This is a genomic window from Rossellomorea marisflavi (assembly GCF_001274775.1).
In the GTDB taxonomy this organism is placed as follows: Bacteria; Bacillota; Bacilli; order Bacillales; family Bacillaceae_B; genus Rossellomorea; species Rossellomorea marisflavi.
This window is the reverse complement of record NZ_LGUE01000008.1, coordinates 423,016-447,919: the sequence shown is the minus strand read 5'-3', so window position 1 is coordinate 447,919 and position 24,904 is coordinate 423,016. Positions and strand designations below refer to the sequence as shown.

The following is a 24,904-nucleotide window of genomic DNA, read 5'->3' as shown; positions in this document are numbered from 1 at the left end:
TTGTCTGTTATAGTTTAGGTTTATTGAAAATTTGGTATGGTTGAGGGAAAGGGAGGTGACGTGATGCGGAGTGTACGGTCCAGGTTATTCGGGATGCTGGTGATTTTTATTATTCTGCCCTATTTCCTATCTGTTTTTATTATTTATGACAATACGAGATCATCGGTCGAGGAGCATGAGATCGAGAAGAGCCGGGAAGAGCTTGAAGAAGGGAGCAGGGCTCTTCAGCGGTACTTTGACGAGATGATCGAGCTCTCCTACTCCCTCTATAATGACCCGGATGTGCTGAGCGTGTTCGAAAACGGACTGAATGATGAGCAAAGAAAACCGTTTGAACGGAGCATGAAGATCTTCTCGATCAGCCGTCCTGAAATCAGGCAGATGAGAATCTATTTTGAAAAGGATTCTTCTACTTTGAGTGTGTATCAGTCGAAGTTCAGTGCGCCGAAAAAACAGGAGGACTACGTGAATCAGGCTCCCTTTCGAACCCTGTATAAGTCCGATGACAATTTCTTCATCGAGAGGCCGCATGTGATAGAGAATGCGAACAATGCGGCGATCCTGCCTGAGTCCGACCGCACCCGGGTGCTGACGATCCATCATAAAGTCACCAATGTGTTGTCAGGTGAATTCCTTGGCTTCATTTCCATGGATATCGATGTCACCGCCTATTCCTCCCTGATCCTCAATCTCTCTGACGGCGGTGAGAGCCGCCTGACTCTTCTCGATGGGGAGGATCGCATCATGTATTCCAGTCAGCGCGCCAATGACGGCGAACCTGAAGGAGACAAGCTGGTCCTCGAAGAGAAGCTGAAAGGTAATCTCGATGGGTGGAGGCTCGTCAAGGTGATCGACCGCGATGTTCTCTTTAGAGACGTAAATCAAGCGGCCACGACGAATATCTTATTGGGAATCGGCGTTGTGCTTCTGGGCATCATCATGGTAGTGGTCATATCCCATATCATCACCAAGCCCATCGAGAACTTAAGTGAGAAGGTCAGGAGCATCGGTGGGGAGAATATGGATGTGGACTTTACCACCTCCCGGAAGGACGAGCTTGGTCATCTTGAAGATCATATGGACGAGATGATGGATCGCATTAACCAACATATCGACCGTGAATACAAACTTGAGATCGAGAGCAGGAAGAATCAATTCCGTGCTCTCAGATCCCAGGTGAACCCGCACTTCCTGTTCAATGCCCTGCAAACGATCGGTGCTGTGGCCTTGAGGTCGGGAGCGAAGGATGTATACAAACTCATCACGTCCCTTTCGAAGATGATGAGGTACTCCCTCCATGCGGATCAATGGGTGACCGTACAGGAGGAGCTCGACTATATCGAGACGTATCTCTCCCTGCAGCGGGAGCGATTCGGTGAAGGAGTGCAGGCTGATATCCAGGTGGATGAAGAGGTTCGTGCTGCTTCCATTCCGAGCATGCTGCTCCAGCCCCTGGTCGAGAACTACTTCAAGCATAGCTATGAAGAAGGGTATGACGAAGCGACACTCTCGATAATGGGTGAAATGGTTGGAGGATCCATCCTCTTTACCGTGCAGAATACCGGGGCATCCATAACAGAAGAAGACCTCGGTCGGATAAGGTCCGCCGTCTACGGGGGCCCATCGGGGCAGGACGGCGGAATCGGCTTGAAAAATATTTACGACCGCTTGCGATTGAATTTTAAAGAGAACGCATCTTTTCAGCTGGATACATTGGAAGGTAAGGGCTTCAGGATCATCATGAAGCTGCCTTTCATGAAAGATAAGCAAGAAGGGGGAAACAGCGATGAAAGCACTGATCGTCGATGATGAACGCAATGTACGGAACGTGATCCGCCAGCTTGGGGACTGGGATGTGTCCGGCATCACCATGCTGCTGGAAGCGTCAAATGGCCACGAGGCCCTCGACATCGTCCGCACTGAAAACCCCGATATCATTTTTACAGACATCAAAATGCCGAGAATGACAGGACTGGAGCTCATTGAAGAGCTCAATAAGCTCGGGTACACCGGGAAGATCATCCTGATCACGGGCTATGACGATTATACATTCATGAGAAAGGCGATACAGCTCAACAGTTTTGACTATCTGCTGAAACCCATTGATGCCGATGCGTTCGATGCGGTTTTGAACAGGGTCGTGACGGCAATCGGGGAGGAAGCTTTGGAAGACGGGGAGATTGTTGAAGAAGCGAGGCGTCTCCGCAGCAATCAGATCTTTACATCTGCTTGCAGCGGAGGAGGAACAGAAGAGCTGGCAGCGTTCCTTCCTGTGGATGAGGAGCTGGAGGTGTCCCTTCTCTCCTTCTACCACACCCATCTGCCCGAACCGCATATGGATGCACTGAGGGGTGAGCTTCAGGAGAAGGGTATCGGGAATGTGTTTGCCTTTCTCGAAGAAGAAAACCTGTACGCAGTTCTGACGGTAAAGGGTCAATGGGTCTACGTAGAAGAATGGGTGAGCAGTCATATCGATCTGCCCATCCGTCTTGTCCAGGGGGAACTACCCGATCTGGTTGAGTTGCCATCTGCATTTAGCAAACTGCAGGATGAGCTCCAACAGAACCACTACCGGAGCATCCGCAGCCTTGATGAACTAGAGTCTGCAAGACGGATCCAAGAAATCGTATCATACGTGGAAACCTACTATATGGAGGATATCTCCCTTGACCGCCTCTCGAAAATGTTCTTCCTCACAAGGGAACATATCTCCAGGACATTCAAGAAAGAAACGGGGCTTCCCCTTTCCAAATTCGTGGCGAAACTGCGGATCGAACAGGCGAAAGTCTGGCTGACCGATTCAGAGGAGACGATCTATTCGATTGCGACCATGCTCGGCTATCAGGATGAGAAGTATTTCTCAAAGCTGTTTAAAAAAATGACCGGTTTTACTCCATATGAGTTCCGCTCCGGGAACAGCGGGGTGACAGAATGAAAAAACCGATATTGGTCCTGCTATCGACACTGATTGTAAGCTCCATCGCCCTATCTGCATGCGAGGGGCTGGATGAACAACAGGAGGCACATACGGAGAAGAAACCTGTCACCCTCACCGTCCGGAATCCGAAGGTGGAGATAGCGAATGAATTCGAACAGATGGCCAAACAATATGAAGAAGCCCATCCAGGGGTCAGGATCAAAGTCGAGACCGTGGGTGGTGCTTCGGATGATTACTCGGATATTACCGCTAAGCTGACTGCGGGAAAAGGACCCGATATTTTCACGAATATAGGCAATGAAGCGATGAAGGAATGGATTCGATATCTAGAAGACTTATCGGATGAACCGTGGGTGGACGATGCCTCCCCTCATACGCTGGATGGAATCACCCTTGATGGAAAGGTATACGGGGCGCCCATGAGCATTGAAGGCTTCGGGGTCGTCTATAACCGGGATCTCTTCAAGGAAGCGGGCATCACCGAACCTCCGAAAACATTCTCGGAACTGGAAGCGGCTGCCCGCAGGCTATCATCTAAAGGGATTACGCCTTTTGCCAACGGGTACTATGAAGATTGGAAGCTCGGTCATCACTTGACGAGCGTGGCCTTCGCCGAAGAAGGTCCCGTCTTCGTGAAGGCCCTGAATGAAAAGGGCACTCATTTTGCCGACAGTGAAGAGTTCAACCGTCTATTTTCACTTATCGATTTGACGGTCCGATACGGCAATACGGCCCCTGCGACGACGGATTACTACACGGAGGTCGACCTTTTCAAAGAAGGAAAGGCTGCGATGATCCTTCAGGGAAACTGGGTGGAGCCGTTATTGGGTGATGCGCCCACGGGGATCTTCCCCCTACCCCTGAATGACCGGGGAGACGCCAAGATGATTGCCGGAGTCCCGAGCTACTGGGTGATCAACAAGCAATCATCGGAACTGAAAAAGAAAGAAGCGAAACGCTTCCTCCGGTGGATGGTGTCTTCTGAAAAGGGGCAGGAGTATATGACGGAGCGTTTCCGGTTCATTCCGGCGTTCAAGAATGTGCCTGTGAGCGATCTCGGTTCCCTGGGAAAAGAGACGTATTCATTGATCAGTGAGAACAGGACGTTCAATTGGTCTTCTTTCTCTCCATGTATCAAGAAAGAGTTTGGTGAGATCATGAAAGCATATATCAATAAAGAGAGCACGAGGCAGCAGGCACTCAAAGGGTTTGATGAGGCTTGGAATGAAGGGGCTTGTGCGGCTCCTTCCCCTTGATCGCACGGCATATCAGCCGTGCTTTTTTTATTGGCTCTGGGTACAGATTAAATCGTTCTATCGGGGAGCATTAGGGAGGGAATGTGGTGAGAGAAAACATGCGATTGGTATTCTGTTTTTTCAATGCGTGTGTGGTGGAGACGAGACCGTTCCGTTTCGCTGCGGCCACCCGCTTTCCAGGCGTGCACCTAGCCCGCTTCTCCCATAGGAGTCGGGAGGCCTCCGCTGCACTTCACTCTGTGCGAAGGAAGAGTGATGTGATGATTGGAAACATTGCCATCCTGTTCTTGCTATGGGTATATGGTGGATACGAGATCGTTCCGTTTCGCTGCGGCCACCCGCTTTCCATGGGGCGTGCGGTGAGCCGCTTCGGCTGCGCCTGCAGGGTCTCACCCTGCCCGCTATTCCCATAGGAGTCGGGTGGCCTCCGCTGCACTTCACTCTGTGCCAAGGAGAGGGGATGTGCTGATTGGAATAGGAAATCTCCCTCCTGTTTTTGCAATGAGTATGTGGTGGATACGAGATCGTTCCGTTCTTTGCACTTTGTGCGCAGGAAGGGTAATCGGATAATTCGAAACAGGCCATCACGCCTGGTTTCTTTTTTTAGTATGACTTTCTGACCCCATTTATGAACGATCACCTCACCATCTCCAATACCACAGAGTGGATTGGAGCGAAAGGGATTTGACTCCTGCGGAAAAGTGATCGAGACCCCGCAGGCACGAGGAGGCTCGACATGCTCCCCGCGGAAAGCAAATCCCTGCAGCGCAAAGGAACGGACTACCTTCCCGCACAGGCTTCACTTAGGACTAGGAGACCATTAATACGAACTTAGGAAGGCATGATCAAAAATCCTGCAGTGGAAAGGAACGGACTACCCATTAAATCCCCCTTCGTAAAGAATGCCCCCATCTTTCAGGCTACTATAGACCCACATATCAATTTAAGACGAAATCTATATCAATCCATGCCATATCCACCGGCGCCACGTCCTCCTATAATTCAGTTGTAAGGGATCGGAGCATTCGCCCCGCCCTTACCGAATTCATATCATAATCAACACTTAGGAGGAGTACTTAATGAACGTTCGTCAATTTGCAGCAGTTTCTTTAAGTGCAGCCATCTTGTTCGGAGGCAGCTTCACATCTGCATCTGCCAAGGGCGGGGCTGACGAAAAGGGATACAAGGAAACATACGGCACGTCACAGATCACACGTCAAGACATGAAGGATATGATCAACCAGCACGGTGATGACAAGTTCACTGTCCCATCCTTTGATGCTTCCACAATCAAAAACGTAGAATCCGCAACAAAAACCGATGAGAACGGCAATAAAATCAAAATGGACGTATGGGATACATGGCCACTTCAAAACGCTGATGGCACTGTAGCTGATTACAAAGGCTACCAGATCGTCTTCGGTCTTGCTGGTGACCCGAAAAACCCTAACGATACATTCATCTATATGTTCTATAAAAAAGCAGGCGATGACTCCATCGACGCATGGAAAAACGCTGGACGTGTCTTCGATGACGAAGACAAAAACAAAGCAAACGACAAATATCTTAAAGGTCAAGTAGAAGAATGGTCAGGTTCTGCCCTGTTCACGGATGACGGTGAAATCCGCTTGTTCTATACAAACCGTGGAGACTTCGATGAGAGCAAGGAGCTCTTCGGACGCCAAACATTGACAACTGCCCAAGTCAACGTTTCTGAAAAAGGAGACAAAGATTTGCAGGTTGATGGAATCGAAGATCACAAGTCCATCTTCAACGGCGGAGACGGCAAAACCTACGAAAACGTAGAGAAAGCCTTCGAAGATCGCAACTTCAACAATAACCACACCTTCCGTGACCCGCACTACATTGAAGACAAAGGCCGAAAGTACCTTGTATTCGAAGCCAACACTGGTACAGAATACGGATACTCAGGTGAAGACAATCTTTACAACCGTGCATACTACGGCAAAAGCATGAAGTTCTTCCGCGACGAGCTTAAGAACCTTCAAAACAGCCCTAAGAAAGAAACAGCTGAGCTTGCGAACGGTGCAATGGGAATCATCGAGATCAACGATGACTACACATTCAAAAAAGAGAAGAAGCCTCTTCTTGTGTCAAATACCGTAACGGATGAAATCGAACGCCCGAACATCTTCAAGAAAGACGGCAAGTTCTACCTATTCACAAGCACACGTGGATCGAAAATGACCATTGATGGAATCGATGATGAAGACATCTACATGCTTGGATATGTGTCAAACTCCCTTGATGGCCCCTTCAAACCTATGAACAAAACGGGAATTGTCCTCCACCAGGATCTTGACCCGAACGACATCACTTGGACGTACGCACACTACGTGATCCCTCAGGAAGAGTCTGACAAATTCGTTGTGACCAGCTATATGACGAACCGCGGATACTTTGCCGATCACAAATCAACCTTTGCTCCATCCTTCTTGCTTGATATCAAGAACAAGAAATCTTCTGTCGTGAAAGACGGAACGCTTGAGCAAGGACAAATCACGTACGACGGGCAATAATCTTTGAAAAAGAAAAAAAGAAATGTCAGCTAGTGGCATTTCTTTTTTCTATTAGCACGCAGCGCTTCCCCGCTGCGCTGGGGTGCCTCCCGGTCACGCACAGGTCAAATTCCTTCCATCAACAACAGTGAGTTACTACACAGCATCTAGTTGACTGTCTTACACTCGTATCTCCTAACAGGTGTAAGCTTCCCCTCTCCTTATGTACACGAAGGAATCTGTGCAGTGAGTGAGGCCCCGCAGCGAGGCGGGGATGTACGCCCGGAACTACATTGATAATGACAAACCAATATAAACAGGTGGTGAAGAATAAAATGAAATCTATAGGAAAGAAGGGGATATGGGTGTTGGTGGCCATCCTGATCCTTGTCATCGGTGGCGTCGTCCTCTGGGTCAATGCGAAAGAAGACGGCGAAAAGAGAGGGACGGGAAAAGACAGAAATGAGGTCTCATACCGTTCTTCCTATCATTTCACCACCCCTGACAAATGGAAAAACGATCCTCAAAAACCGATTTATTATAAAGGTGAATATCACTATTATTATCTTTATAACAAAGATTACCCTGATGGTAACGGTACTGAATGGCGCCATGCCGTCTCGAAAGACCTTGTCCACTGGAAGGATGAAGGTGTAGCCATTCCGAAGTATACCAATGATAACGGTGACCCCTGGTCCGGATCGGTGGTCATAGACCGTGAGAATAAAGCTGGTTTCGGGAAAGATGCCTTCATCGCCATCGTGACCCAGCCTTCCAAAGAAACCGGAGCACAGGAGCAGTATCTCTGGTACAGCACGGACGGAGGGAAAACGTTCAAGAATCACAGTGAAGCCCCTGTCCTTGAGAACCCGGGCGTAGAGGATTTTCGCGATCCGAAGGTCGTATGGGATGATGAGCGGGATAAATGGGTGATGCTCATGGCGGAAGGAGAAAAGGTAGGATTCTATGAATCCGAAAACCTGAAGGACTGGTCATTCACCGGTGATTTCCAAACAAACGACCTAGGCGTCCTTGAGTGTCCCGATCTCTTCCGTATGCGTACGGAAGATGGAACGGAGAAATGGGTCCTCGGAGTCAGTGCCAACGGGGAGTCCGTCGGTAAACCTAACACATACGCTTACTGGTCCGGTGAATTCAATGGTGATACCTTCGAAGCCGACGAGGAAGAACCGAAGTGGCTTGATTACGGATTCGATTGGTACGGGGCCGTGACATTCGAAGACGGCGAGGCAGAAGACAAGTTGGAGAAGCGCTATGCACTTGCGTGGATGAACAAATGGTCGTACGCAAACAATACCCCTACCATCGAGCATGATGATTTCAACGGGACGGACTCCATTGTCAGAGAAATCCGCCTGGAAGGGGATGACGAAGAGGGTTATACCCTTGTGTCCAACCCTGTTCCGGCCCTGGATGATCTGGTCACATCTACAGACGAAGTCGGGGATGTGACAGTGGAGGACGGAAGAGAATCGCTTGACGTACTCGGCGATACGTACCGTCTTGAAGCCGATATTTCCTGGGAAGAAGCGGAACGTATTGGTATGCGCCTCAGAGAGTCAGAAGACGATGAGCGCCACGTTGATGTCGGATTCTCTCCACGGGACGGCTATTCGTTCGTCAACCGCTCCAAGACTGATCACCCCGATGAAGAAGGGGACTTCCTTGAGAGCAAAGCGCCATTTAAACCCTTTGACCAATCCGTCCATATGACGATCCTTGTCGATAAGACGAGTGTCGAACTCTTCATGGACAATGGCAGGACCGTGCATACGAATCTAGTATTCCCACGCCCCAATGATCAAGGGATTTCCTTCTTTGTCGAAGGGGGAAGCGCCACGTTTGAAAATGTGAAGATCGATCATTTGGGAGAAACAGAAGAGTAAACGAAGCAACACGCACTCATCCGGTGCGTGTTGTTTTTTACGTTTATAGCTGGATGCCCATTAGTACATTATCCACATACCGGCCGTCGTCGAACTTATACTGTCTGATTTCCCGGCCTTCTTCCACAAATCCGGCTTTTTTGTAGGAGGCGATGGCCCGTTCATTGGTAGCGAAGACACCGAGACAGATTTTTTCTATCTCCTCCTGATCCCTCGCCCAGCTGATAAGATGCTGAAGCATGCGTGAACCGAGTCCCCGGTCGCGGTAGTCGGGCAGGATGCCGATACCGAATGACCCGTTATGCCTCATGCGCTTCATCCGGCTGCGGTTGAAGAACAGAAAGGCCACGACCTTCCCTTCGGCATCCGCTACGAAGGTCATTCCGCCGGCTTCGGACCGGTCGGCCATCTCCTTTACCTGTCCCGCGTGATCGAGGCTGAACTCCTCATCTGTGGTCAGAAAATATTCCTGCTCTGAAATCGTGTTGCGGCGGATGGCGATGATTGCCTCTGCATCTGATTCTGTTGCTTGTCTGATGATCATGATTGTCCTCCTGTGGGTATGTACTATTCCCGGATTCTTGGTGTTGAACAGTGAGGCTGCCGGTTTTGGAAATATCTACTTCTTTTATTTTGCCATGAAATGGTGTTTGTAGAAATACCCAATTCTGCAAGTTAAATAGACAGAAATGCCTGGACGGTATCCATAAACTTTTCTTCCTCTTCTACATGGGCATAATGGGCTGATTGCTTCATTTGCTTATGTACACTATAGGGAATTTCTTTAAATAGTTCTGCCTGCCCTACTGATATACCATCATATTTGCCGCTGATAATTAAGGTTGGACAGTGGATGTTTCTTAGCAGGGGTACAGCATTATACACAGCCATTTTCTGATTTATGTCCGGGTTCCAGATCATCTGATTTGTCCCTTCGTCCTTTTCGGCTAGGGAACGTTCCAAGTAGTCTGGGTAAGGTACTCTGCAATAGTAATATTTTTGTATATCTTCGTTGGTCCAGCCTGTCATCCCGTTGGGGAATTCTTTTTTGAATAAAAGCTTTCTTGATTTCAGGCAGTGCTCCCAATCGGCTATGCCACTATAGATAATAAGCTTTTGAATGCGATTGGGGTGAACAAGAGCTATCTGAGTCGCAAGAATACTTCCCCAGGAATGCCCAATGATATGAAATTTGTCTAGCTTCAGTGTTTCAATAAGAGTTGAAAACTGTTCAATAAAGTCAGCCAAATGAAGTTGTTCAAATGAATCTGATCTAGTGGAAAGGCCGCTTCCTATTTGATCATAGGAAACGATTGGCCGATTGGATGAAAGTGAAAACAAAGAGGTAAGGGTATTAAAGGTGAGTCCGGGTCCGCCTGCTAATAAGATTAGAGGTACTTCATCAATATGCTGATTCCTGATTTCGTAGTAAGTACTCACGTTATTATGGTTGATATAGCCGCTGCTAATGGTTTCATTAGAGTTCATATCTCGACTCCCTTCGGCTAGGTATGAGGTTAAGACAATATGATAATATTATACCAAATAAATACAGAAACTTATCTTCCACCTTGTTTTTCCCACAAAGGTAGGATAGCATTTTCCCAATAACATAATTTTCAGAGGTGTAGCATGAATAGAGTCAATCACGGGAAAGAATCATTGCCTGAGAAGGTGTATCATCATCTGCTTCAACAAATTCTGAATGGAGCCATTAAAGCAGGCGAGAAAATCATAGAAGAGGATATAGCAAGGGATCTCGGTACGAGCCGGGCTCCAGTCAGGGAGGCGCTTTACCTTTTGAAGGTTGACGGAATCGCCGAACGCATCCCGAGGATCGGGACGATTGTAAAGGATTTCAGTGATAAGGAAATCATCGAATACAACGACGCCGTGATCGGACTGCTTCAATCGGCCATTGAACAGTCACAGCCCAAATGGAATGACTCCAACCTCCGCAGGCTTCAATCATTCGCCGGCGAGACTGACGAGGCTTGCAGGCAGGATGACGTGCAGTTGTATCAATCGAAGGTGGAACAGCTGATCACACACGTATTCACTGTTTCAGATAATAAAGCATTGATGCGGTTTTACAAAGAAGCCAACCATATCCTGATGGTGTTCGCCCAAGTCAAATGGACACGGGAGACGATGAAGAACTTCAACAGGGAGCTTAAGGTGTTCACCTCTTCTCTGCTTCGAGGGAATTTCGAAGAGGCGAAGAATGCAGTGAAAGTGACCCTCGATCAGGGAGTGATCTGAGGGCTGATCGGAATCAAAATGGTAGGAAGGAGGTCGGGGGCCTGCTTCTTAAAATATAGTACATTTGGCTGAGCTAAATTGTCGACAATGCGAACGATCAGGCGTACAATAAAAGAGTATTACAAATTGTCGACAATACAGGAGGGGTTTTGATGTCAGAGTTAAAAGGTCAAGTTGTCGTAGTTACAGGGGGAGCAAGTGGAATCGGGAAAGAAGCTGCCCTTCAGTTATCTGGAAAGGGAGCATCCGTTGTCGTCGCCGACTTCAATGAAAGCGGTGCGAAGGAAGTAGCCGAACAGATCAATCAAGCGGGTGGAAGTGCCGCTCATTATAAAGTAGATGTTTCAAAAGGGGAAGAAATCAAAGCACTGATCGACTGGACGGCTGAGAAATTCGGTACATTCAACGGGATCTTCAATAACGCCGGCATCGGGTTGGTGAAACCATTCCTTGAAATGGATCCAGAATCTTATCACCGTGTCATCGATGTGGATCAGCACAGCGTATACTATGGCATGTACTATGGCGCCAAGAAAATGGTTGAGCTCGGTGCGACCGGAACAATCGTTAACACGGCATCCATTTACGGAACGGCTGCTGCGGTCGGAAGTTTCAATTACAACGCGGCCAAAGCGGCTGTCGTCATGATGTCCAAATCAGGAGCCCTCGAACTTGCTGAACACGGTATCCGCGTGGTTGGTGTGGCACCTGGATTCATTGATACGCCGATCTTAGGTGATGATCAGGAAGCAAAAGATTATCTGGCAGGACAGCATATGCGCGGTGAGCTGATCAAGCCGGAGAAAGTGGCGAGCGTCGTCACCTTCTTATTCACGGATGCGGCCAGCGCCATCAATGGACAAACCATCCCGGTGGAAGATGGCTTCCTTAGCTACAAAATCCGATAAGACAAAGAAAGACCGGAAGAGGGCACACCCTTTCTTCCGGTCTTTCTTTTCTATCAATGGTGATGTCCGCCGCCTCCGCTTTGCTGAGGGACGTTCCCGTTCAAGGCATCGATGTCTTCTTTTGATAGCTCACCGACGGCAAGGGGTTTGGTCGGCATGATTGTGGAGCCGTTACTGCCGGCATGGACTTTTACATAATAGAGTCCATCATCCTTCAAGTCGGTTTTGAACGTATAGAGTCCATTTCCTTCGTTATCGGCTTCTTCCATCCCCTGCCGGAAGCTGCCATCAGCCTTCCACATTTCCACATGGACGAAGTTGGCATTTTCCACTTTTTTGCCGTCCTGGGTGAGGGAGATTTTGATCGGTTCGTCACTCGTATATGGATCCGGCAGGGACACATCCGCCTCAAGAGGAGATTCCTGCTTGTACAGGTCGGCTGCATCCTCTTTAGGGGCACATGCCCCCAATAGGATGAGGATCAGGGTAAAAGGCAGTAGTTTCAACAGGTATCTCATAGGTCGTCTCCTTTCTTATGCCGCTCCAAGGAATTCTTTTACCTTCGGGAGCCTTCTGATGATAAGCCAGTCCAGGAGCCAGACGACGATGAGACTCAACCCTACCAGCGGGAAAATGATTCCGAGTGCGATCATGACGGCGAGGAACGCCCTGAACCTCCAGATGCTTGGTCCATTCGGTGCCCCCATCTCATGCTTCGGTTTCCGCTTCAGCCACAAGTAGAATCCGCTCACCACCACAAGGATGATTCCAAGGCAGATGAGAAGGCTGAGAATCTGATTGAAGATCCCGAACTGTGTGCCTTTGTGCAGGGTGATGCCGAGTGCTACGGCTTTCCCGACAGGACCGTAATGGTCATAACGGTAATCGGCGAGGATCGCACCGGAATACTGATCGATATGGATCGTCAGTTCATCCTGCGCTCTGGCAGGAAAAGCAGAGAGCGTGTAAACACCTGTCGGGTCCTGAGGGATATAGACCGTATAACTAGGATCGATATCCTGACTGTTGGCGATGTCGACTACGTCGTTGATGGACAGGGGAGTGTATCCTTCAAGTGCCGATTTGGGTACGTCCAGGTTTTCTGCTCCCCATGGCACTTCAGCGATCTCCTTCGTTTTCACTTCTGATTGCGGTGCACTTCCCGTCCAGATCGATGGAGGGTAGCCCGCTCCGGAATTGGTAACGGCGTTCTGAAAGTTGGTCCCCCAGAAGCCGGACCATGGGAGTCCCGTCAGGATCAGGAATAGCATCCCTGCTGTGATCCAGAACGCAGGGACGGCATGAAGGTCACGGCGGAAGATTTTCTTCCCTTTATTGAACCGAGGGAACAAGACCCCTGACAGTTTGTCTTTTTTCCGCGGGAACCAGAGGAAGAGCCCCGTTACGATGAGGACGACGGCCCAGCAGGCAGCAAGCTCCACGATCCGGTCGCCGAGTGTACCGGCCATCAATTCTCCGTGGATTTCTTCAATTTTGTCCATGATCCGGTCGTCGGCCTTCAGTTCACCGAGGGATTTGCCTGTGTAGGGATCGATGAACACGGTAGATGAACCTTCTTCCGTACTGATGCCCACTTCGCTGGAGCGATCGGCGCTTTCTCCCGGTCTATAAGAAGTGACGGTTGCATCGGGATGAAGCTTTTCCACTTCTTCAATCTGTTCGGCAGGTGCAATCTTGTCTCCTTGGGGCTGGACATCGTAGTACTGGTTGTACAGCACACCCTCGATCTGCGGTTTGAAAAGGTAAATCGAGCCGGTCACCGCCAGGATGAACAGGAAGGGGGCAAAGATGAGCCCTGCGTAAAAATGCCACCTCCAGATCGTTTGATAGGGAGATTTTTTTGATTGATTTTTCATACGTAGACTCCTTTTTTATGAGTGACAGCAGCCATTCCCTTGCATCGTATCCGAAATGGCGAGAATGGCCTCTTCGAATGTGTGCAGGGTACCGCCGAATCCAATTTGGAATTTTTCTGCGTGCATGAGTGAACCGAAGGCGATGACCTGAGGCTGACAGCAATTCAGATTCAATTCAGCACCGATGAGGAACGTAGCGGTCTTGGCGCTGATTGTGGCATCGGTCAGAAAATCACGGCACAGTATCTGAACAACCTCATCGCGGATGTCGTTGAAGCGAAGAAGGCCGCAGTGTGGACAGCAGGTTTGTTCGACACGGTGACTTGTCTTCACGAGCTGGACAGAGTGCCTCGTTCCGATCGACTTCATGCAAAGGCTGCATCCGTTTAGGGGTAGCTCATGGCTTGAGGCGATTCCGTTTGACGTCTTTTGGACACGCCCTTCATCCACAAGGGGTTTGATGTCCCGGTAGACCGTCATCTCGGAGACACCGAGGCGCTCGCTGATATCCGATACCTTCAAGGTGTCTTCCTCTTCAAGCCAAGTCAGGATCTGTTGTCGGCGTTCAATGGGAAGCATGGGACCACTCCTTTTTACATTCATAGTGTAATAGTATGGGAGAAAGGGGCGGGGAACAAGGGGAAGCTTGATGAAAAATGTGAAAATATGTTGACGTGTAACAAAGAAGACAAACAAACTTCTTTTTTTCCACACAAAGAAGAACGGTGCACGCTCATGCACCGCTCTTCTTCCATTTGATCATCGCTTGAGTGATGTACTTGGCCGGCCATGAGGAAAGCATGGCGAAGATCGATGTATCATTCAGTCCCATGCGCCTGATCTTGCTGGTGGCCTCGCCCTTTAAGATTTGAACAAGCAGGTGGACGGGAATATCCGACCAACCGGGGACACCCTCGATGTCCTCGATCATACCACGGGTGAGCCCATACCCTTTGACCTCTACCATCACATCATCCGGTGATGGGCGGTATTCCTGCTCTTTTCTCTCAAGATAGGAAAGATGATCTTCCAGCGTCTGCTGAAAGTCTTCTCCCTCCAGGTTCGTCTTGAGCAGTGAAATATCAGGAATATGGACGAGGGACAGGCTCATTAAATCGGGTTCCACATAGCGATCGGGCAGCTTACATCCCTTTAAGGACTGATAGATGGAAAGGATGGGATGGGAGGCTGCCCGTCCTCCCAATTGTTCTTCAAGATCCCTTGCCCGTTCGATCATGCCTGCAAGAGGTCTCAAGGCTGCCTTAAGGTCTTGGAGTCGGCGTATAGCGGTCACGACATCCGTTGTTTTCTCGGCCATGGCATTGAACTGCCTTTCGATTGTGGCAATGCGTTTACGCGCCTGCTCCATATTGACCTCGGTCGGCAGGGTCACACGGTCTTCTTCCGGATAATAGTCGATTGTATAGTTGCACTCATGACAGGTACAGGAGAGGATTTCTTCCTTCGCTTTCAGGGTAAGCTCTTTCTCATGACGGCATATATCCCACCGCCAAGGAAAAGGAATGCTTCTGTAGGGGCGAAGGACGATTTCCACACGGTGCCTCCAGAAGGCCACATCCTCCGGTGAATTCAACAGGCCGAGAAGGGAAGAGGAATTAAGGATTTCTACAGCCTGTACGACGTCCTGCTTCGTACGTGCTAATTCAATGAAAGGATGCCGTGAATAGGCGGACCGGATCGACTCCAGCCACTCATCCCTCTTCCTCTCCTGAAGGATGGCGGCGAACGAGTAGTCGGTCATCACACGCTGCACGTGAGCTTCCAGGTCCTGCGCAGAAAGGGTTTCATATTCCACGCTGTAGAAGGAATCTTTCTCTATGGGGAGCCCCCGCTGGTCGGAATGCTTCTTCCACAGGAAGGATTCAGGTCTGATGAGATGGGGGTAAAGCTCTTCTTTCCGATAGATCGGAACGGGAAGGCGTCTACCGTTGATGTCGGGGAAGAAAGCCTGTATGGCATGTCCCTCTTCAATGATCCCGTCCACCGCGTGTTGGAGTCGGCTCAGGAGCCCCCGCTGCTTCTTGTGTCCGATGGACCTGACTTCGGGGAACTTCCTGCCGACGGGAATGATGAGGAGGGAGGGATAGTCATTCAATTCAACATATCTCATAATGGGTCACCTCGTCTTAGTCTGTATCCCACATTATAATTTCCGGACTTGCCGGAAGCGAATGTGCATGTGCAAAAAAAAGAGCAGTCCTGTTCAAGGACTGCTCTGATCTTATGCTTCTTCTGCAAATAGACGTGCGATTTCCACGATCACATTCACGGATTTCTCCATATTGTCCACGGAGATGAATTCGAATTTCCCGTGGAAGTTCTCTCCGCCTGTGAAGATATTCGGGGTCGGGAGTCCCATGTAGGAAAGCTGGGAACCGTCTGTCCCGCCGCGGATCGGCTCGACGATCGGAACGATGCCGTGGTTGGTCATGGCTTTATATGCCGTATCGACAATGAATTTCACGGGCTCGATCTTCTCGCGCATATTGTAATACTGATCTTTCATGGAGAGAGAAACGCGCTCTTCCCCGTATGTTTCCTGAAGTTCTTTCACGATGGAGGTCATAAGCTCCTTCCGCGCGGTGAATGTCTCACGGTCGAAATCACGAATGATATACGTGAGGGTCGTCTTTTCCACATCGCCCTCGAAGGAGAGGAGGTGGAAGAAACCTTCATACCCTTCCGTATATTCAGGTACTTCCTCTCGAGGCAGTCGGCTCTGAAGCTCCATGGCGATCTTCATGGAGTTGACCATCTTTCCTTTTGCCGTTCCCGGATGGATGTTCGTTCCGTTGATGGTGATGACGGCACCTGCCGCGCTGAAGCTTTCGTATTGCAGCTCCCCGAGTGGGCCTCCGTCTACGGTATAGGCATACTGGGCATCGAATCGCTCCACATCGAATCGATGAGGGCCGCGTCCGATTTCTTCATCCGGTGTGAAAGCGACCCGGATCCGCCCGTGTTCGATGTCAGGATGTTTCACGAGGTAGTCCATGGCGGTCATGATCTCGGCAATGCCGGCTTTATTATCGGCACCAAGGAGCGTCGTTCCATCCGTTGTGATCAAGGTATGGCCATGATAGTTTCCGAGGTTCGGAAATTCATGGGGTGATAGCGTGACACCGCGGTCTTCATTCAGGACGATTTCGCCACCGTCATATTCTTCATGAATCTGCGGATTAACATTCTTGCCGGTGAAATCTGTGGCCGTATCGACATGCGCCAGGAATCCGATTGTCGGTACATCCTTGTCCGTATTGGCTGGCAGGGTGGCCATCACATATCCAAAGTCGTCCATGGAGGCATCGCTCAACCCGATCGACTTCAACTCTTCTACAAGCTTTTTCCCGAGTTCAAGCTGTCCGGGAGTGGAGGGGCAAGATTCGTTTTGTTCGTTGGACTGGGTATCCATTTTCACATAAGACGTAAAGCGTTCGATGATTTCCTGCTTCAATGTTCATTTCCCCTTTCGAGTATGTACTTCTACCATTATATCAAACTGCGGCTTTTGAGGCGGGGAGGGAGTCTCCCGCTAAATGCCTCCTTTTCTATTATTCCATAAAGTGTTAGAATTTTCTGCATCGGGGTGATACGGGAGGGATGCAGAGATGGAGAACAGATGGCCCCTCGAGCGGAAGATCATGGTGCTTGTCTGTACGTTGATCACCATCATCATGCTGATGGTGACGGTGGTGTATATGTATTTTGAGCGTAAGCAGGCACAGGACATCGTCGGCCAGCAGGCTCTTACAACGGCGATGACCGTATCGGAAATCCCGGATGTGAAACAGGTATTGACTGAAAATGCAAACGCTTCAGATATGCAACAAGTCGTAGAAAAAATCCGTGAGAAATCAGGTGCCGAATTCATCGTCATAGGCGATATGGATGGGATCCGCTACACCCATCCTACAAAGGAAAAGATCGGGAAGGCGATGGTCGGTGGGGACAACGATGAGGCCCTGATCGATGGAAAGAGCTATGTTTCCATGGCTAAGGGTTCCATAGGGGAATCGGTCCGTGGAAAAACGCCGATCGTCAATGAATCAGGTGAAATCATCGGTGTCGTATCGGTCGGATTCCTTCTCTCTGAGATCGACTCGACTTATCAGGAAGGGTTGATCGGCATCCTTTTATGGCTCCTGTTCATCTTCATCATGGGAGTCGGTGGTAGCTTGATGCTGACCCGCAATATCCGGAAAGACACATTCGGACTCGAGCCGTATCAGATCGCCAGGATCTATAAGGAAAGAGGAGCCGTGCTTGAAGCAATCAGTGAAGGGGTCATGGCGACAGATCAGGACGGCCGGGTCACCCTCGTCAACCAGTCGGCAAAAGAGATTCTGGGCATCGCGGAAGATGCGATCGGTCACCCTATTCAAAACATCCTCCCCGGCTCTACGATCGCCAGTGTCATGGAACGCGAAGCAGCGGAAGGACAATATGAAACCGTGTATGGGGGCCAGCAGCTTGTGGTCCGCTACAAGAGGGTGGACGATGAGGGTCGCTACGGGGGAAAGGTCGCGAGCTTCCAGCGCCGTTCGGAAATACAGGAGCTCATCAGCACGTTGTCGGAGGTACAGCAGTACTCTCATGACCTTCGTGCCCAGACACATGAATATACCAATAAGCTGTATGCTATATCAGGCTGGCTGCAGCTCGGGAAAATCAAAAAAGCCATGGCGTTCATCCATGAAGAAACCGGCCAGCAAAAGGCATATGAACGCGTATTGTTTGAACAGATCCACGATCCGACGATTCAAGCGGTCCTGATCGGGAAGCTGTCCAAAGCATCTGAGAAAAAAATAACCTTCGCTCTGGATGAGACCAGTGCCATTCAATTTGAATGGCCTCAGGAGGCTGCCTCTCCCCTCGTGACGATCATAGGAAATATCATCGACAATGCCTTCGAAGCCGTAGCAGGACAAGCGAACCCAAAGGTTCAAGTGTATACGACGGATATCGCCGATGATCTCATCCTCGAGGTATCCGATAATGGAAAAGGGATCCCGCCTGAGATGATGGAACGGATCCACGAGCAGGGATTTACGACAAAAGAAGGCTCAGACAGAGGATTTGGCATGTCCCTCGTCCACGCGTCACTGCGTGAGCTCGGAGGGAGTTTGGAAATCGCATCCGATGAACAGGAAGGGACGGTCGTAACCGTCTATATTCCGAAAGGAGGAAGTACTCAGTGAAGGTCCTTATTGCAGAAGATGACTACCGTGTAGCCGACATCCATCATCAGTTCCTTGAAAGGATCGGAGGGATCCAGGTACTTGCCTCGGCTTCAACTGCCGCAGAAACCCTAAGGCTTGTTGGTGAGTTAAAGCCCGATCTGCTCCTTCTGGACGTTTATCTGCCGGATAGTCTTGGAATCAGCATCATCGGGTCGCTCAGGGAAGTCTGTCCCGGCCTTCAGATCATCCTCATTACAGCGGCGACGGATCGAATGATTTTGACGAAGGCGCTGAACCAGGGGGTTTTGGACTACCTGATCAAGCCCATCGAGCTAGAACGATTGTCAGAAGCTGTTTCGCGTGCTTCGAACACGCAGCATGTCCTGAAGGGAAGTGAAGATGTGAATCAAGCCCTCATCGACCGGCTTTTCCGGTCCGAGATGTCTTCTCCCCCGGAGGCCCTTCCGAAGGGGATCGATCAGCTGACGCTTGAAAAGGTCAAGGAGCTTCTTGGACAACAGGAAGAAGGGATCACGGCGGAAGCCCTCGGGAAGCTGTTCGGAGCTTCCAGGACGACTTCCCGCCGCTATCTGGAATACCTTATCTCGATCAAAGAAGCTGAAGCAGAGCTCGTCTACGGGATCGTGGGTCGCCCGGAAAGGAAATACAAACGGAAATGATCAAAGCGGTTTTGAAAAGGAGGAATCTTTTTCAAAACCGCTTTTTTGTGAACTTTATGAACATAAAAGGCAAAAAGGACACTAAGAACTTTAAATTGGAAACGGTTACAAAACTGTGAACACCCCGTAAAATGGTTGAAAAATGGCAAGGAGGCGCTAGTGTTGCGAAAACGATTGATTGTACTTATCACATTCGGCCTCATTTTAATGACAGGCTGTTCCCTTCCCGTCCAAAAAGGGTCGGTCAATGCAGATGGAGAATGGGAACCGGACCGCTCCATTGAAGTCATCGCCCCGGCAGGAGCAGGAGGCGGATGGGACACCACCGCCAGGATGATCGCGAAAAGCATTGAAGATGAAAATCTATCAGATCGCAGCTTCGGTGTCGTCAACAAACCGGGCGGCGGCGGAGCAGTGGCCTGGTCCTATATCCACAAGCGGAATGATCCCCACAACATCTTCATCAGCTCCCCTCCGTTACACTTTGTAGCACTGAACGGGCAATCCCCTTACGGCTACGAAGATTTCACACCCATTGCCAACCTGATTGCTGATTACGGAGCATTTGCCGTAAGAGCCGATGCCAAATGGGACACACTCGATGAGCTGTTTGAGGATATGAGGAAGGATCCGGAGAGCGTGACAGTCGTCGGAATCTCATCTCCAGGAAGCATGGATCATATTCAATTCATCATGTTCGCCCAGGCGGCAGGTGTGGACATCACCAAGATCCGATATGTCTCAGATCAGGATGGAGGCTCCATGACGGCCGTACTCAATGGCAGTGTCGATGTCGTCTCGACAGGGGTATCCGATGCCATGGATCAGGCAAGGGCCGAGAAATTGAAAATCCTCGCCGTCACCTCTCCTGAACGACTCTCAGGGGACGAATTCCTCGAAACCCTTCCGACAGCAAAAGAGCAGGGGATTGATGCCGAATTCATCGTGTGGCGCGGATTATTCGGACCGCCCGATATGACCGATGAACAGATTGCCTATTATGAAGATATTGCGAAGGGTGTATCCGAATCGGAATCCTTCGACAAGGTCAGGAAGACATACGGGTGGGATGAACAGTACATGGGCAGTGAAGAATTCAAGTTCTTCCTGGATGAACAAGCGGAGGATCTCGCCAAAGTCCTGGATGAGCTCGGCTTCAAAAGAGATTAGGAGGATCAGAGATGAAATTAACGGTGAATAAAAGTATTTCCATTGTATTGATGCTTGTATCGGTCCTTTATCTGATGATGGCGTTCCTTCTTCCTGAATATCCCTTTGTTCCGGTTGATGCCGATCTGATTCCCAAGATCCTGGGCTTTTGTCTTCTGATCTTATCCGTCTGCTTTTTCTTCAGTAAGGATATAGACACGGAAGACCAAAAGGCCAAACGGGTGATCCCTAAGAAGGAAGTCCTCATGCTTCTTGCCGTCATGGGCCTGGTTCTGATCTATATCACGTTCCTTGAGGTAGCAGGCTTTGTCCTCATGACGACTGCCTTCATCATCGTCTGTTCCAGACTGTTGGGGTATAAGAAATGGGTTCCGAATATCATAACGGCTGTCGTGTTCTCAGGCGGTGCATACAGTCTGTTTAATTACGCTTTATCCATCCGTCTGCCGGCAGGAATACTGCCGTTTTGATAAAGGAAAGAAAGGAGTGAACGTATGGGTTCGTTTGATGGATTGCTGCAAGGCTTTCAATTAGCCTTCAGTTTACAAGGAATTATGTTTGTATTTATCGGGGTACTGATCGGGACGATCATCGGAATGATCCCGGGACTCGGTCCGATCAGTGCGATTGCGATCATGATCCCCGTTACCTATGGGATGGACCCCACCATCGCCCTTGTCATGATGGCGGGTGTGTATTATGGGTCCATGTATGGAGGATCGACGTCTTCCATCCTACTGAATGCTCCCGGTGTGGCCGGCACTGTGGCAACGGCTTTTGACGGCTATCCCATGGCCCAGCAGGGGAAGGCAGGGAAAGCCCTTGCGATTTCCGCCATCGCTTCCTTTGTCGGAGGGACGGTCAGCGTCATCCTTTTGATGCTATTTGCCCCGGTATTGGCAAGCGTGGCCATCATTTTCGGACCGCCCGAATACTTTGCCCTCATGCTGCTTGGCTTGACGGCCATCTCAAGTCTTTCGGACGGTTCCACCCTCAAGGCGCTTACGTCTGCGGTCCTCGGCTTCATGGTCGTGACCATCGGGATCGATTCCCAAACGGGTACGAGCCGTTTTACAATGGGGAATGTCAACCTTCTCGACGGGATCGATTTTCTGGTCATCGCCCTAGGTGTCTTTGCCCTGGCTGAAGTCTGCTTCCTGATTCTCAACCGGAAGGCAAAGATGAGCGACTTTAAGAACATTGGCAGTTTGAAGCTGTCCAAAGAGGATTTCAAAGAGATGAAAGGCCCGATGACGAGACAATCCTTCATCGGCTTCCTCTTGGGGGTACTGCCAGGAGCAGGGGCCACCATTTCTTCCTTTGTTGCCTATATTTCCGAGAAGAAGCTTGCCAAGAAGCCCGAAGAATTCGGGAAAGGCTCGGTCAAGGGGCTGGCGGCACCTGAGACGGCCAATAACGCAGCCACGAGCGGTGCGTTCGTACCGTTGCTCAGCCTCGGGATCCCGGGTTCCGGGACGACCGCCGTCATGCTCGGTGCCTTCCTTGTCCTCGGCGTCCAGCCGGGTCCGCTTCTCATGACGGAGAATCCGACGATTTTCTGGGGAGTCATTGCGAGTATGTATGTTGGGAATGTATTCTTGTTGATCTTGAATCTCCCGCTTATCCCATACTTTGTGAAGATCCTGTCGGTCCCGCGTCCGCTGCTGATTGCTCTCGTGATCATTTCCAGCTTGGTCGGGGTATATGCCGTCAGCTTCAGTACATTTGATCTCTATTTATTGGTGATCTTCGGGATCATAGGATATCTGATGCGGATCTTCGCCTTCCCGGCTGCCCCTTTCATCCTCGCCTTCATCCTCGGAGGTATGATGGAGCAGGCGCTGAGGCAGTCCTTGACCATATCCGGCGGGAACTGGAGCATCTTCTACACAAGTCCCCTGTCTGTATCCCTCTTTGTCATTGCCATCCTGGCCCTTGTCGTTCCGGCTTGGCGTCAGCGGGTAAGACGGCAAAAGGAAGATACGACTGTGAATATGTAACGAAAAAGAGCCCTTTCCTACTGGGGCTCTTTTCTGTGTTTGCTTCACTCTTCGGATAGCGTATAGTTCACCCGTGCGAACAGGTTATTCACTTCCTGCCTCGTTTGATCGTAGAGGGCCTTGAATTCTTCTTTATCCTGCTCGGGCTTTTGATAGAGTCCCAATTTCCCCCATAGGGCGTGAACCGTGCGTATACTTTCGTACAATTCGTAATCCAGGGGCGTCTGTGGAGACGGGAAAAGTACCATCGGATCACCGATTCGCTTGAACTCTGCCTGAGCCGTCTTGAATTCTTCCGTATCGTACTCATCCTGTTCGATGGCATACTGGAGATAGTTCATGGGGACCGACAGCAGGATGGTCATCTGAATGATGCCCCGCTCCATATTGGTTGCTTCCTCCCATGATCTGTATTCAATCCCTTCCTTTCCTTGAAGCTGAACGGGAGGATGATTGATGAAAAGCTGATAGGCGATTTCAATCTCTTCTGGATCCTGAATTTTATAAGACAGATTTTCGGAAAGATCGATAAAGGTATCGCTGTAGTTCATCACATTATCCACATTACCCGTGCGCATGATGCGTATGGGACCCTCATCCAAGTCGAAACGGATCATATTGTTCTCATCTGTGAAGTCCCGGGCAAGCTCCTTATCAGTGTGCACATATTTAAAATTGCCATCTTCACCATAAGGGGACTCCATAGGGACTGTCGGGATCTTCAACTCTTCCGGTGTCAGCTCGTCGAAGGTTTTCAGGGGTTTCTCTTGCTGCGGCTTATCTGCTTCAGCTTTTGAAGCGCTTGCTTCTTTTTCATTTGTAGCTTTCTCATCTTCTGACGCCTTTTCCTTTTTCTCATCTGCTGCAGCTTCTGTTTTTGAAGCTGTTTCTTTCTTTTCACCCAATCCGCAAGCGGTCAGCAACCCGCATGCCGTGAGGATCACGATCCATCTCTTCACCATCGAATTCCCTCCTGTTTTCTTGATCCTCAAGGACCCCTTTTGATATGGAATATAGTGTAAATCGATCAATATCCTTCCTTTTATACCCAGATTCCAAAAAAGAAAACGCTCTGTGGAAAAGGTGGGATATAAAACTAGTAAAAAGGATTGACATCCTTAAGGACCTGTGTCAGAATAAAGTAACCGTTTACAACTAACGATATAAAAACAGGATTGTTACTGCTTCGGGCAGGCAAAACCTAAATTTGCTGGTTACCTTTTGAGGTGACGTGTGGGCAGATTTGGGTTATTTTTGTTTCAGGGAATATGGATGGACGGGGCGGAGAGATATGGAGATTAGTAAAGTCATCAATAATAATGTGGTCCTGACCCACGACGATCAAGGGAAGGAACTGGTGGTCATGGGACGGGGACTGGCCTTCAAGAAGCGGCCGGGCGATCAGGTGGATACCGGACTGGTAGAGAAGACCTTCGTCCTCGAGGGAGAAGGCGTATCTGCCAAACTTGCAGAGCTTTTGGCAGACGTGTCGGAGAAGTATCTCGTACTCTCTGAGAAAATCATGACGATGGCTGCGATGAAGCTCGGGGTCAAGCTGGATGACTATCTGTATGTCGCCTTGACCGACCATTTGAGCTTTGCCATCACCCGCTACAAGCAAGGAATCAAGCTTCAGAATGCTCTTGCATGGGAGATCAAGAAGTACTACCGGAAAGAATACCAAACCGCACTTGAGGCATTGACGATCATCGAGGAAGAGACAGGGATCATGATGGATGAGAATGAGGCTGCGTCCATTGCCATGCACCTTGTGAACAGTCAAGTGTCTGGTGAAGGGCTTGAATCCATCACGAAAGTCGTGACGACGGTCAACGATATCTTGACCATCGTCAAGTACCACTTCAATGTGACACTCGATGAAGAATCCATGAATTACGAGCGCTTTCTCACCCATCTCCGCTTCTTTGCATGGAGGCTCATGAAAAAGGAGCAGACCGTCGAGGAGCAGACCGACGACTTTTTCTATCAGCAGGTCGAGCGTCAATATCCACAGGCATTCGAGTGCTCAGGGAAGATTGCCGTCTACATCCAGAAAGAGCTCAACTGGACATTATCAAAAGACGAACGCATATATCTCACACTTCATATCCATCGCGTGACATCACGTCATGCGATGCAGCATAGTCCAAGAGGATAGTTACTGGTCAAGCAGGCTAAACCTAGGT

At 49.7% G+C, this 24,904-nt stretch carries 22 protein-coding genes; 13 read left to right on the top strand and 9 right to left on the bottom strand.

Going from position 1 to position 24,904, the window contains the following annotated elements; translation table 11 throughout:
* Positions 1-63 precede the first annotated feature (63 nt).
* From AF331_RS20255 to AF331_RS20245, 3 genes are read left to right on the top strand one after another with little or no spacing between them, the layout of a single operon-like run.
* Positions 64-1,809, top strand: coding sequence for a sensor histidine kinase (locus AF331_RS20255; RefSeq protein WP_053429793.1), 1,746 nt, complete (start codon positions 64-66; stop codon positions 1,807-1,809).
* Positions 1,787-2,935 (top strand): response regulator transcription factor, encoded by a 1,149-nt coding sequence (locus AF331_RS20250; protein WP_048012127.1) that lies wholly within the window; start codon positions 1,787-1,789, stop codon positions 2,933-2,935. Before AF331_RS20255 ends, AF331_RS20250 begins: the two co-directional genes overlap by 23 nt.
* Positions 2,932-4,194: an ABC transporter substrate-binding protein gene (locus AF331_RS20245; protein WP_053429792.1), complete on the top strand. Its 1,263-nt coding sequence runs from the start codon at positions 2,932-2,934 to the stop codon at positions 4,192-4,194. The genes AF331_RS20250 and AF331_RS20245 overlap by 4 nt, the downstream gene beginning before the upstream one ends.
* Positions 4,195-4,426: 232 nt before the next feature.
* On the opposite strand, the gene AF331_RS22655 is transcribed toward AF331_RS20245, so the two are convergent.
* Positions 4,427-4,696: a hypothetical protein gene (locus tag AF331_RS22655; RefSeq protein ID WP_160316604.1), complete on the bottom strand. Its 270-nt coding sequence runs from the start codon at positions 4,694-4,696 to the stop codon at positions 4,427-4,429.
* 577 nt (positions 4,697-5,273) lie between these two features.
* Here AF331_RS22655 and AF331_RS20235 point away from each other — a divergent pair.
* Entirely contained in the window at positions 5,274-6,734 is a 1,461-nt protein-coding gene (locus AF331_RS20235) for a glycoside hydrolase family 68 protein (RefSeq protein WP_053429790.1), read from the top strand.
* Between the two features lie 314 nt (positions 6,735-7,048).
* Entirely contained in the window at positions 7,049-8,620 is a 1,572-nt protein-coding gene (locus AF331_RS20230) for a glycoside hydrolase family 32 protein (RefSeq protein WP_053429789.1), read from the top strand.
* Between the two features lie 43 nt (positions 8,621-8,663).
* Here AF331_RS20230 and AF331_RS20225 read toward each other — a convergent pair whose 3' ends face one another.
* Positions 8,664-9,164: a GNAT family N-acetyltransferase gene (locus AF331_RS20225; RefSeq protein ID WP_053429788.1), complete on the bottom strand. Its 501-nt coding sequence runs from the start codon at positions 9,162-9,164 to the stop codon at positions 8,664-8,666.
* Between the two features lie 131 nt (positions 9,165-9,295).
* Positions 9,296-10,108 (bottom strand): alpha/beta fold hydrolase, encoded by an 813-nt coding sequence (locus tag AF331_RS20220; RefSeq protein WP_053429787.1) that lies wholly within the window; start codon positions 10,106-10,108, stop codon positions 9,296-9,298.
* A gap of 144 nt (positions 10,109-10,252) precedes the next feature.
* Here AF331_RS20220 and AF331_RS20215 point away from each other — a divergent pair, with 144 nt between their 5' ends.
* Positions 10,253-10,882, top strand: coding sequence for a GntR family transcriptional regulator (locus AF331_RS20215; RefSeq protein ID WP_053429786.1), 630 nt, complete (start codon positions 10,253-10,255; stop codon positions 10,880-10,882).
* A gap of 152 nt (positions 10,883-11,034) precedes the next feature.
* Positions 11,035-11,790: an SDR family NAD(P)-dependent oxidoreductase gene (locus AF331_RS20210; RefSeq protein WP_053429785.1), complete on the top strand. Its 756-nt coding sequence runs from the start codon at positions 11,035-11,037 to the stop codon at positions 11,788-11,790.
* 53 nt (positions 11,791-11,843) lie between these two features.
* Here the strand turns inward: AF331_RS20210 and AF331_RS20205 are convergent, their stop codons facing one another.
* From AF331_RS20205 to pepT, 5 genes are all read right to left on the bottom strand, one after another.
* Positions 11,844-12,308 (bottom strand): FixH family protein, encoded by a 465-nt coding sequence (locus tag AF331_RS20205; RefSeq protein WP_053429784.1) that lies wholly within the window; start codon positions 12,306-12,308, stop codon positions 11,844-11,846.
* Between the two features lie 15 nt (positions 12,309-12,323).
* The gene (locus tag AF331_RS20200) at positions 12,324-13,667 is read right to left on the bottom strand and encodes a PepSY-associated TM helix domain-containing protein (protein WP_053429783.1); all 1,344 of its coding nucleotides are present in this window, start codon (positions 13,665-13,667) and stop codon (positions 12,324-12,326) included.
* Positions 13,668-13,682: 15 nt separating this feature from the next.
* A complete protein-coding gene (locus tag AF331_RS20195; protein ID WP_053429782.1) occupies positions 13,683-14,246 on the bottom strand; it encodes a DeoR family transcriptional regulator in 564 nt (187 codons plus the stop codon).
* Between the two features lie 154 nt (positions 14,247-14,400).
* Complete coding sequence (locus AF331_RS20190; protein WP_053429781.1) at positions 14,401-15,798, bottom strand: RQC-minor-2 family DNA-binding protein; 1,398 nt, start codon at positions 15,796-15,798, stop codon at positions 14,401-14,403.
* Between the two features lie 111 nt (positions 15,799-15,909).
* Entirely contained in the window at positions 15,910-17,142 is a 1,233-nt protein-coding gene (gene pepT, locus AF331_RS20185) for a peptidase T (RefSeq protein WP_053429780.1), read from the bottom strand.
* A 154-nt stretch (positions 17,143-17,296) separates the two neighbouring features.
* Here pepT and AF331_RS20180 point away from each other — a divergent pair, with 154 nt between their 5' ends.
* The 5 genes from AF331_RS20180 (at position 17,297) to AF331_RS20160 (ending at position 22,718) form a co-directional block, all read left to right on the top strand.
* Positions 17,297-18,886, top strand: coding sequence for an ATP-binding protein (locus AF331_RS20180; protein ID WP_053429779.1), 1,590 nt, complete (start codon positions 17,297-17,299; stop codon positions 18,884-18,886).
* Entirely contained in the window at positions 18,883-19,548 is a 666-nt protein-coding gene (locus AF331_RS20175) for a response regulator (protein ID WP_053429778.1), read from the top strand. The genes AF331_RS20180 and AF331_RS20175 overlap by 4 nt, the downstream gene beginning before the upstream one ends.
* A gap of 207 nt (positions 19,549-19,755) precedes the next feature.
* Positions 19,756-20,718, top strand: a complete 963-nt coding sequence (locus AF331_RS20170; RefSeq protein WP_082347088.1) for a tripartite tricarboxylate transporter substrate binding protein — start codon at positions 19,756-19,758, stop codon at positions 20,716-20,718.
* Positions 20,719-20,729: 11 nt separating this feature from the next.
* Complete coding sequence (locus tag AF331_RS20165) at positions 20,730-21,188, top strand: tripartite tricarboxylate transporter TctB family protein (RefSeq protein ID WP_053429776.1); 459 nt, start codon at positions 20,730-20,732, stop codon at positions 21,186-21,188.
* A gap of 24 nt (positions 21,189-21,212) precedes the next feature.
* The gene (locus tag AF331_RS20160) at positions 21,213-22,718 is read left to right on the top strand and encodes a tripartite tricarboxylate transporter permease (RefSeq protein WP_053429775.1); all 1,506 of its coding nucleotides are present in this window, start codon (positions 21,213-21,215) and stop codon (positions 22,716-22,718) included.
* A 44-nt stretch (positions 22,719-22,762) separates the two neighbouring features.
* Here the strand turns inward: AF331_RS20160 and AF331_RS20155 are convergent, their stop codons facing one another.
* On the bottom strand, positions 22,763-23,680 hold the full coding sequence (locus AF331_RS20155; protein ID WP_053429774.1) for a hypothetical protein: 918 nt from the start codon (positions 23,678-23,680) through the stop codon (positions 22,763-22,765).
* A gap of 329 nt (positions 23,681-24,009) precedes the next feature.
* Here AF331_RS20155 and licT point away from each other — a divergent pair, with 329 nt between their 5' ends.
* On the top strand, positions 24,010-24,876 hold the full coding sequence (licT, locus tag AF331_RS20150) for a BglG family transcription antiterminator LicT (protein ID WP_053429773.1): 867 nt from the start codon (positions 24,010-24,012) through the stop codon (positions 24,874-24,876).
* Positions 24,877-24,904 lie beyond the last annotated feature (28 nt).

Excerpts from the sequence above, each read along its gene's own strand:
- AF331_RS20255 (WP_053429793.1), top strand. The coding sequence starts at position 64 with ATGCGGAGTGTACGGTCCAGGTTATTCGGGATGCTGGTGATTTTTATT.
- AF331_RS20250 (WP_048012127.1), top strand. The coding sequence starts at position 1,787 with ATGAAAGCACTGATCGTCGATGATGAACGCAATGTACGGAACGTGATC.
- AF331_RS20245 (WP_053429792.1), top strand. The coding sequence starts at position 2,932 with ATGAAAAAACCGATATTGGTCCTGCTATCGACACTGATTGTAAGCTCC.
- AF331_RS20235 (WP_053429790.1), top strand. The coding sequence starts at position 5,274 with ATGAACGTTCGTCAATTTGCAGCAGTTTCTTTAAGTGCAGCCATCTTG.
- AF331_RS20230 (WP_053429789.1), top strand. The coding sequence starts at position 7,049 with ATGAAATCTATAGGAAAGAAGGGGATATGGGTGTTGGTGGCCATCCTG.
- AF331_RS20225 (WP_053429788.1), bottom strand. The coding sequence starts at position 9,164 with ATGATCATCAGACAAGCAACAGAATCAGATGCAGAGGCAATCATCGCC.
- AF331_RS20220 (WP_053429787.1), bottom strand. The coding sequence starts at position 10,108 with ATGAACTCTAATGAAACCATTAGCAGCGGCTATATCAACCATAATAAC.
- AF331_RS20215 (WP_053429786.1), top strand. The coding sequence starts at position 10,253 with ATGAATAGAGTCAATCACGGGAAAGAATCATTGCCTGAGAAGGTGTAT.
- AF331_RS20210 (WP_053429785.1), top strand. The coding sequence starts at position 11,035 with ATGTCAGAGTTAAAAGGTCAAGTTGTCGTAGTTACAGGGGGAGCAAGT.
- AF331_RS20205 (WP_053429784.1), bottom strand. The coding sequence starts at position 12,308 with ATGAGATACCTGTTGAAACTACTGCCTTTTACCCTGATCCTCATCCTA.
- AF331_RS20200 (WP_053429783.1), bottom strand. The coding sequence starts at position 13,667 with ATGAAAAATCAATCAAAAAAATCTCCCTATCAAACGATCTGGAGGTGG.
- AF331_RS20195 (WP_053429782.1), bottom strand. The coding sequence starts at position 14,246 with ATGCTTCCCATTGAACGCCGACAACAGATCCTGACTTGGCTTGAAGAG.
- AF331_RS20190 (WP_053429781.1), bottom strand. The coding sequence starts at position 15,798 with ATGAGATATGTTGAATTGAATGACTATCCCTCCCTCCTCATCATTCCC.
- AF331_RS20180 (WP_053429779.1), top strand. The coding sequence starts at position 17,297 with ATGGAGAACAGATGGCCCCTCGAGCGGAAGATCATGGTGCTTGTCTGT.
- AF331_RS20170 (WP_082347088.1), top strand. The coding sequence starts at position 19,756 with ATGACAGGCTGTTCCCTTCCCGTCCAAAAAGGGTCGGTCAATGCAGAT.
- AF331_RS20165 (WP_053429776.1), top strand. The coding sequence starts at position 20,730 with ATGAAATTAACGGTGAATAAAAGTATTTCCATTGTATTGATGCTTGTA.
- AF331_RS20160 (WP_053429775.1), top strand. The coding sequence starts at position 21,213 with ATGGGTTCGTTTGATGGATTGCTGCAAGGCTTTCAATTAGCCTTCAGT.
- AF331_RS20155 (WP_053429774.1), bottom strand. The coding sequence starts at position 23,680 with ATGGTGAAGAGATGGATCGTGATCCTCACGGCATGCGGGTTGCTGACC.
- licT (WP_053429773.1), top strand. The coding sequence starts at position 24,010 with ATGGAGATTAGTAAAGTCATCAATAATAATGTGGTCCTGACCCACGAC.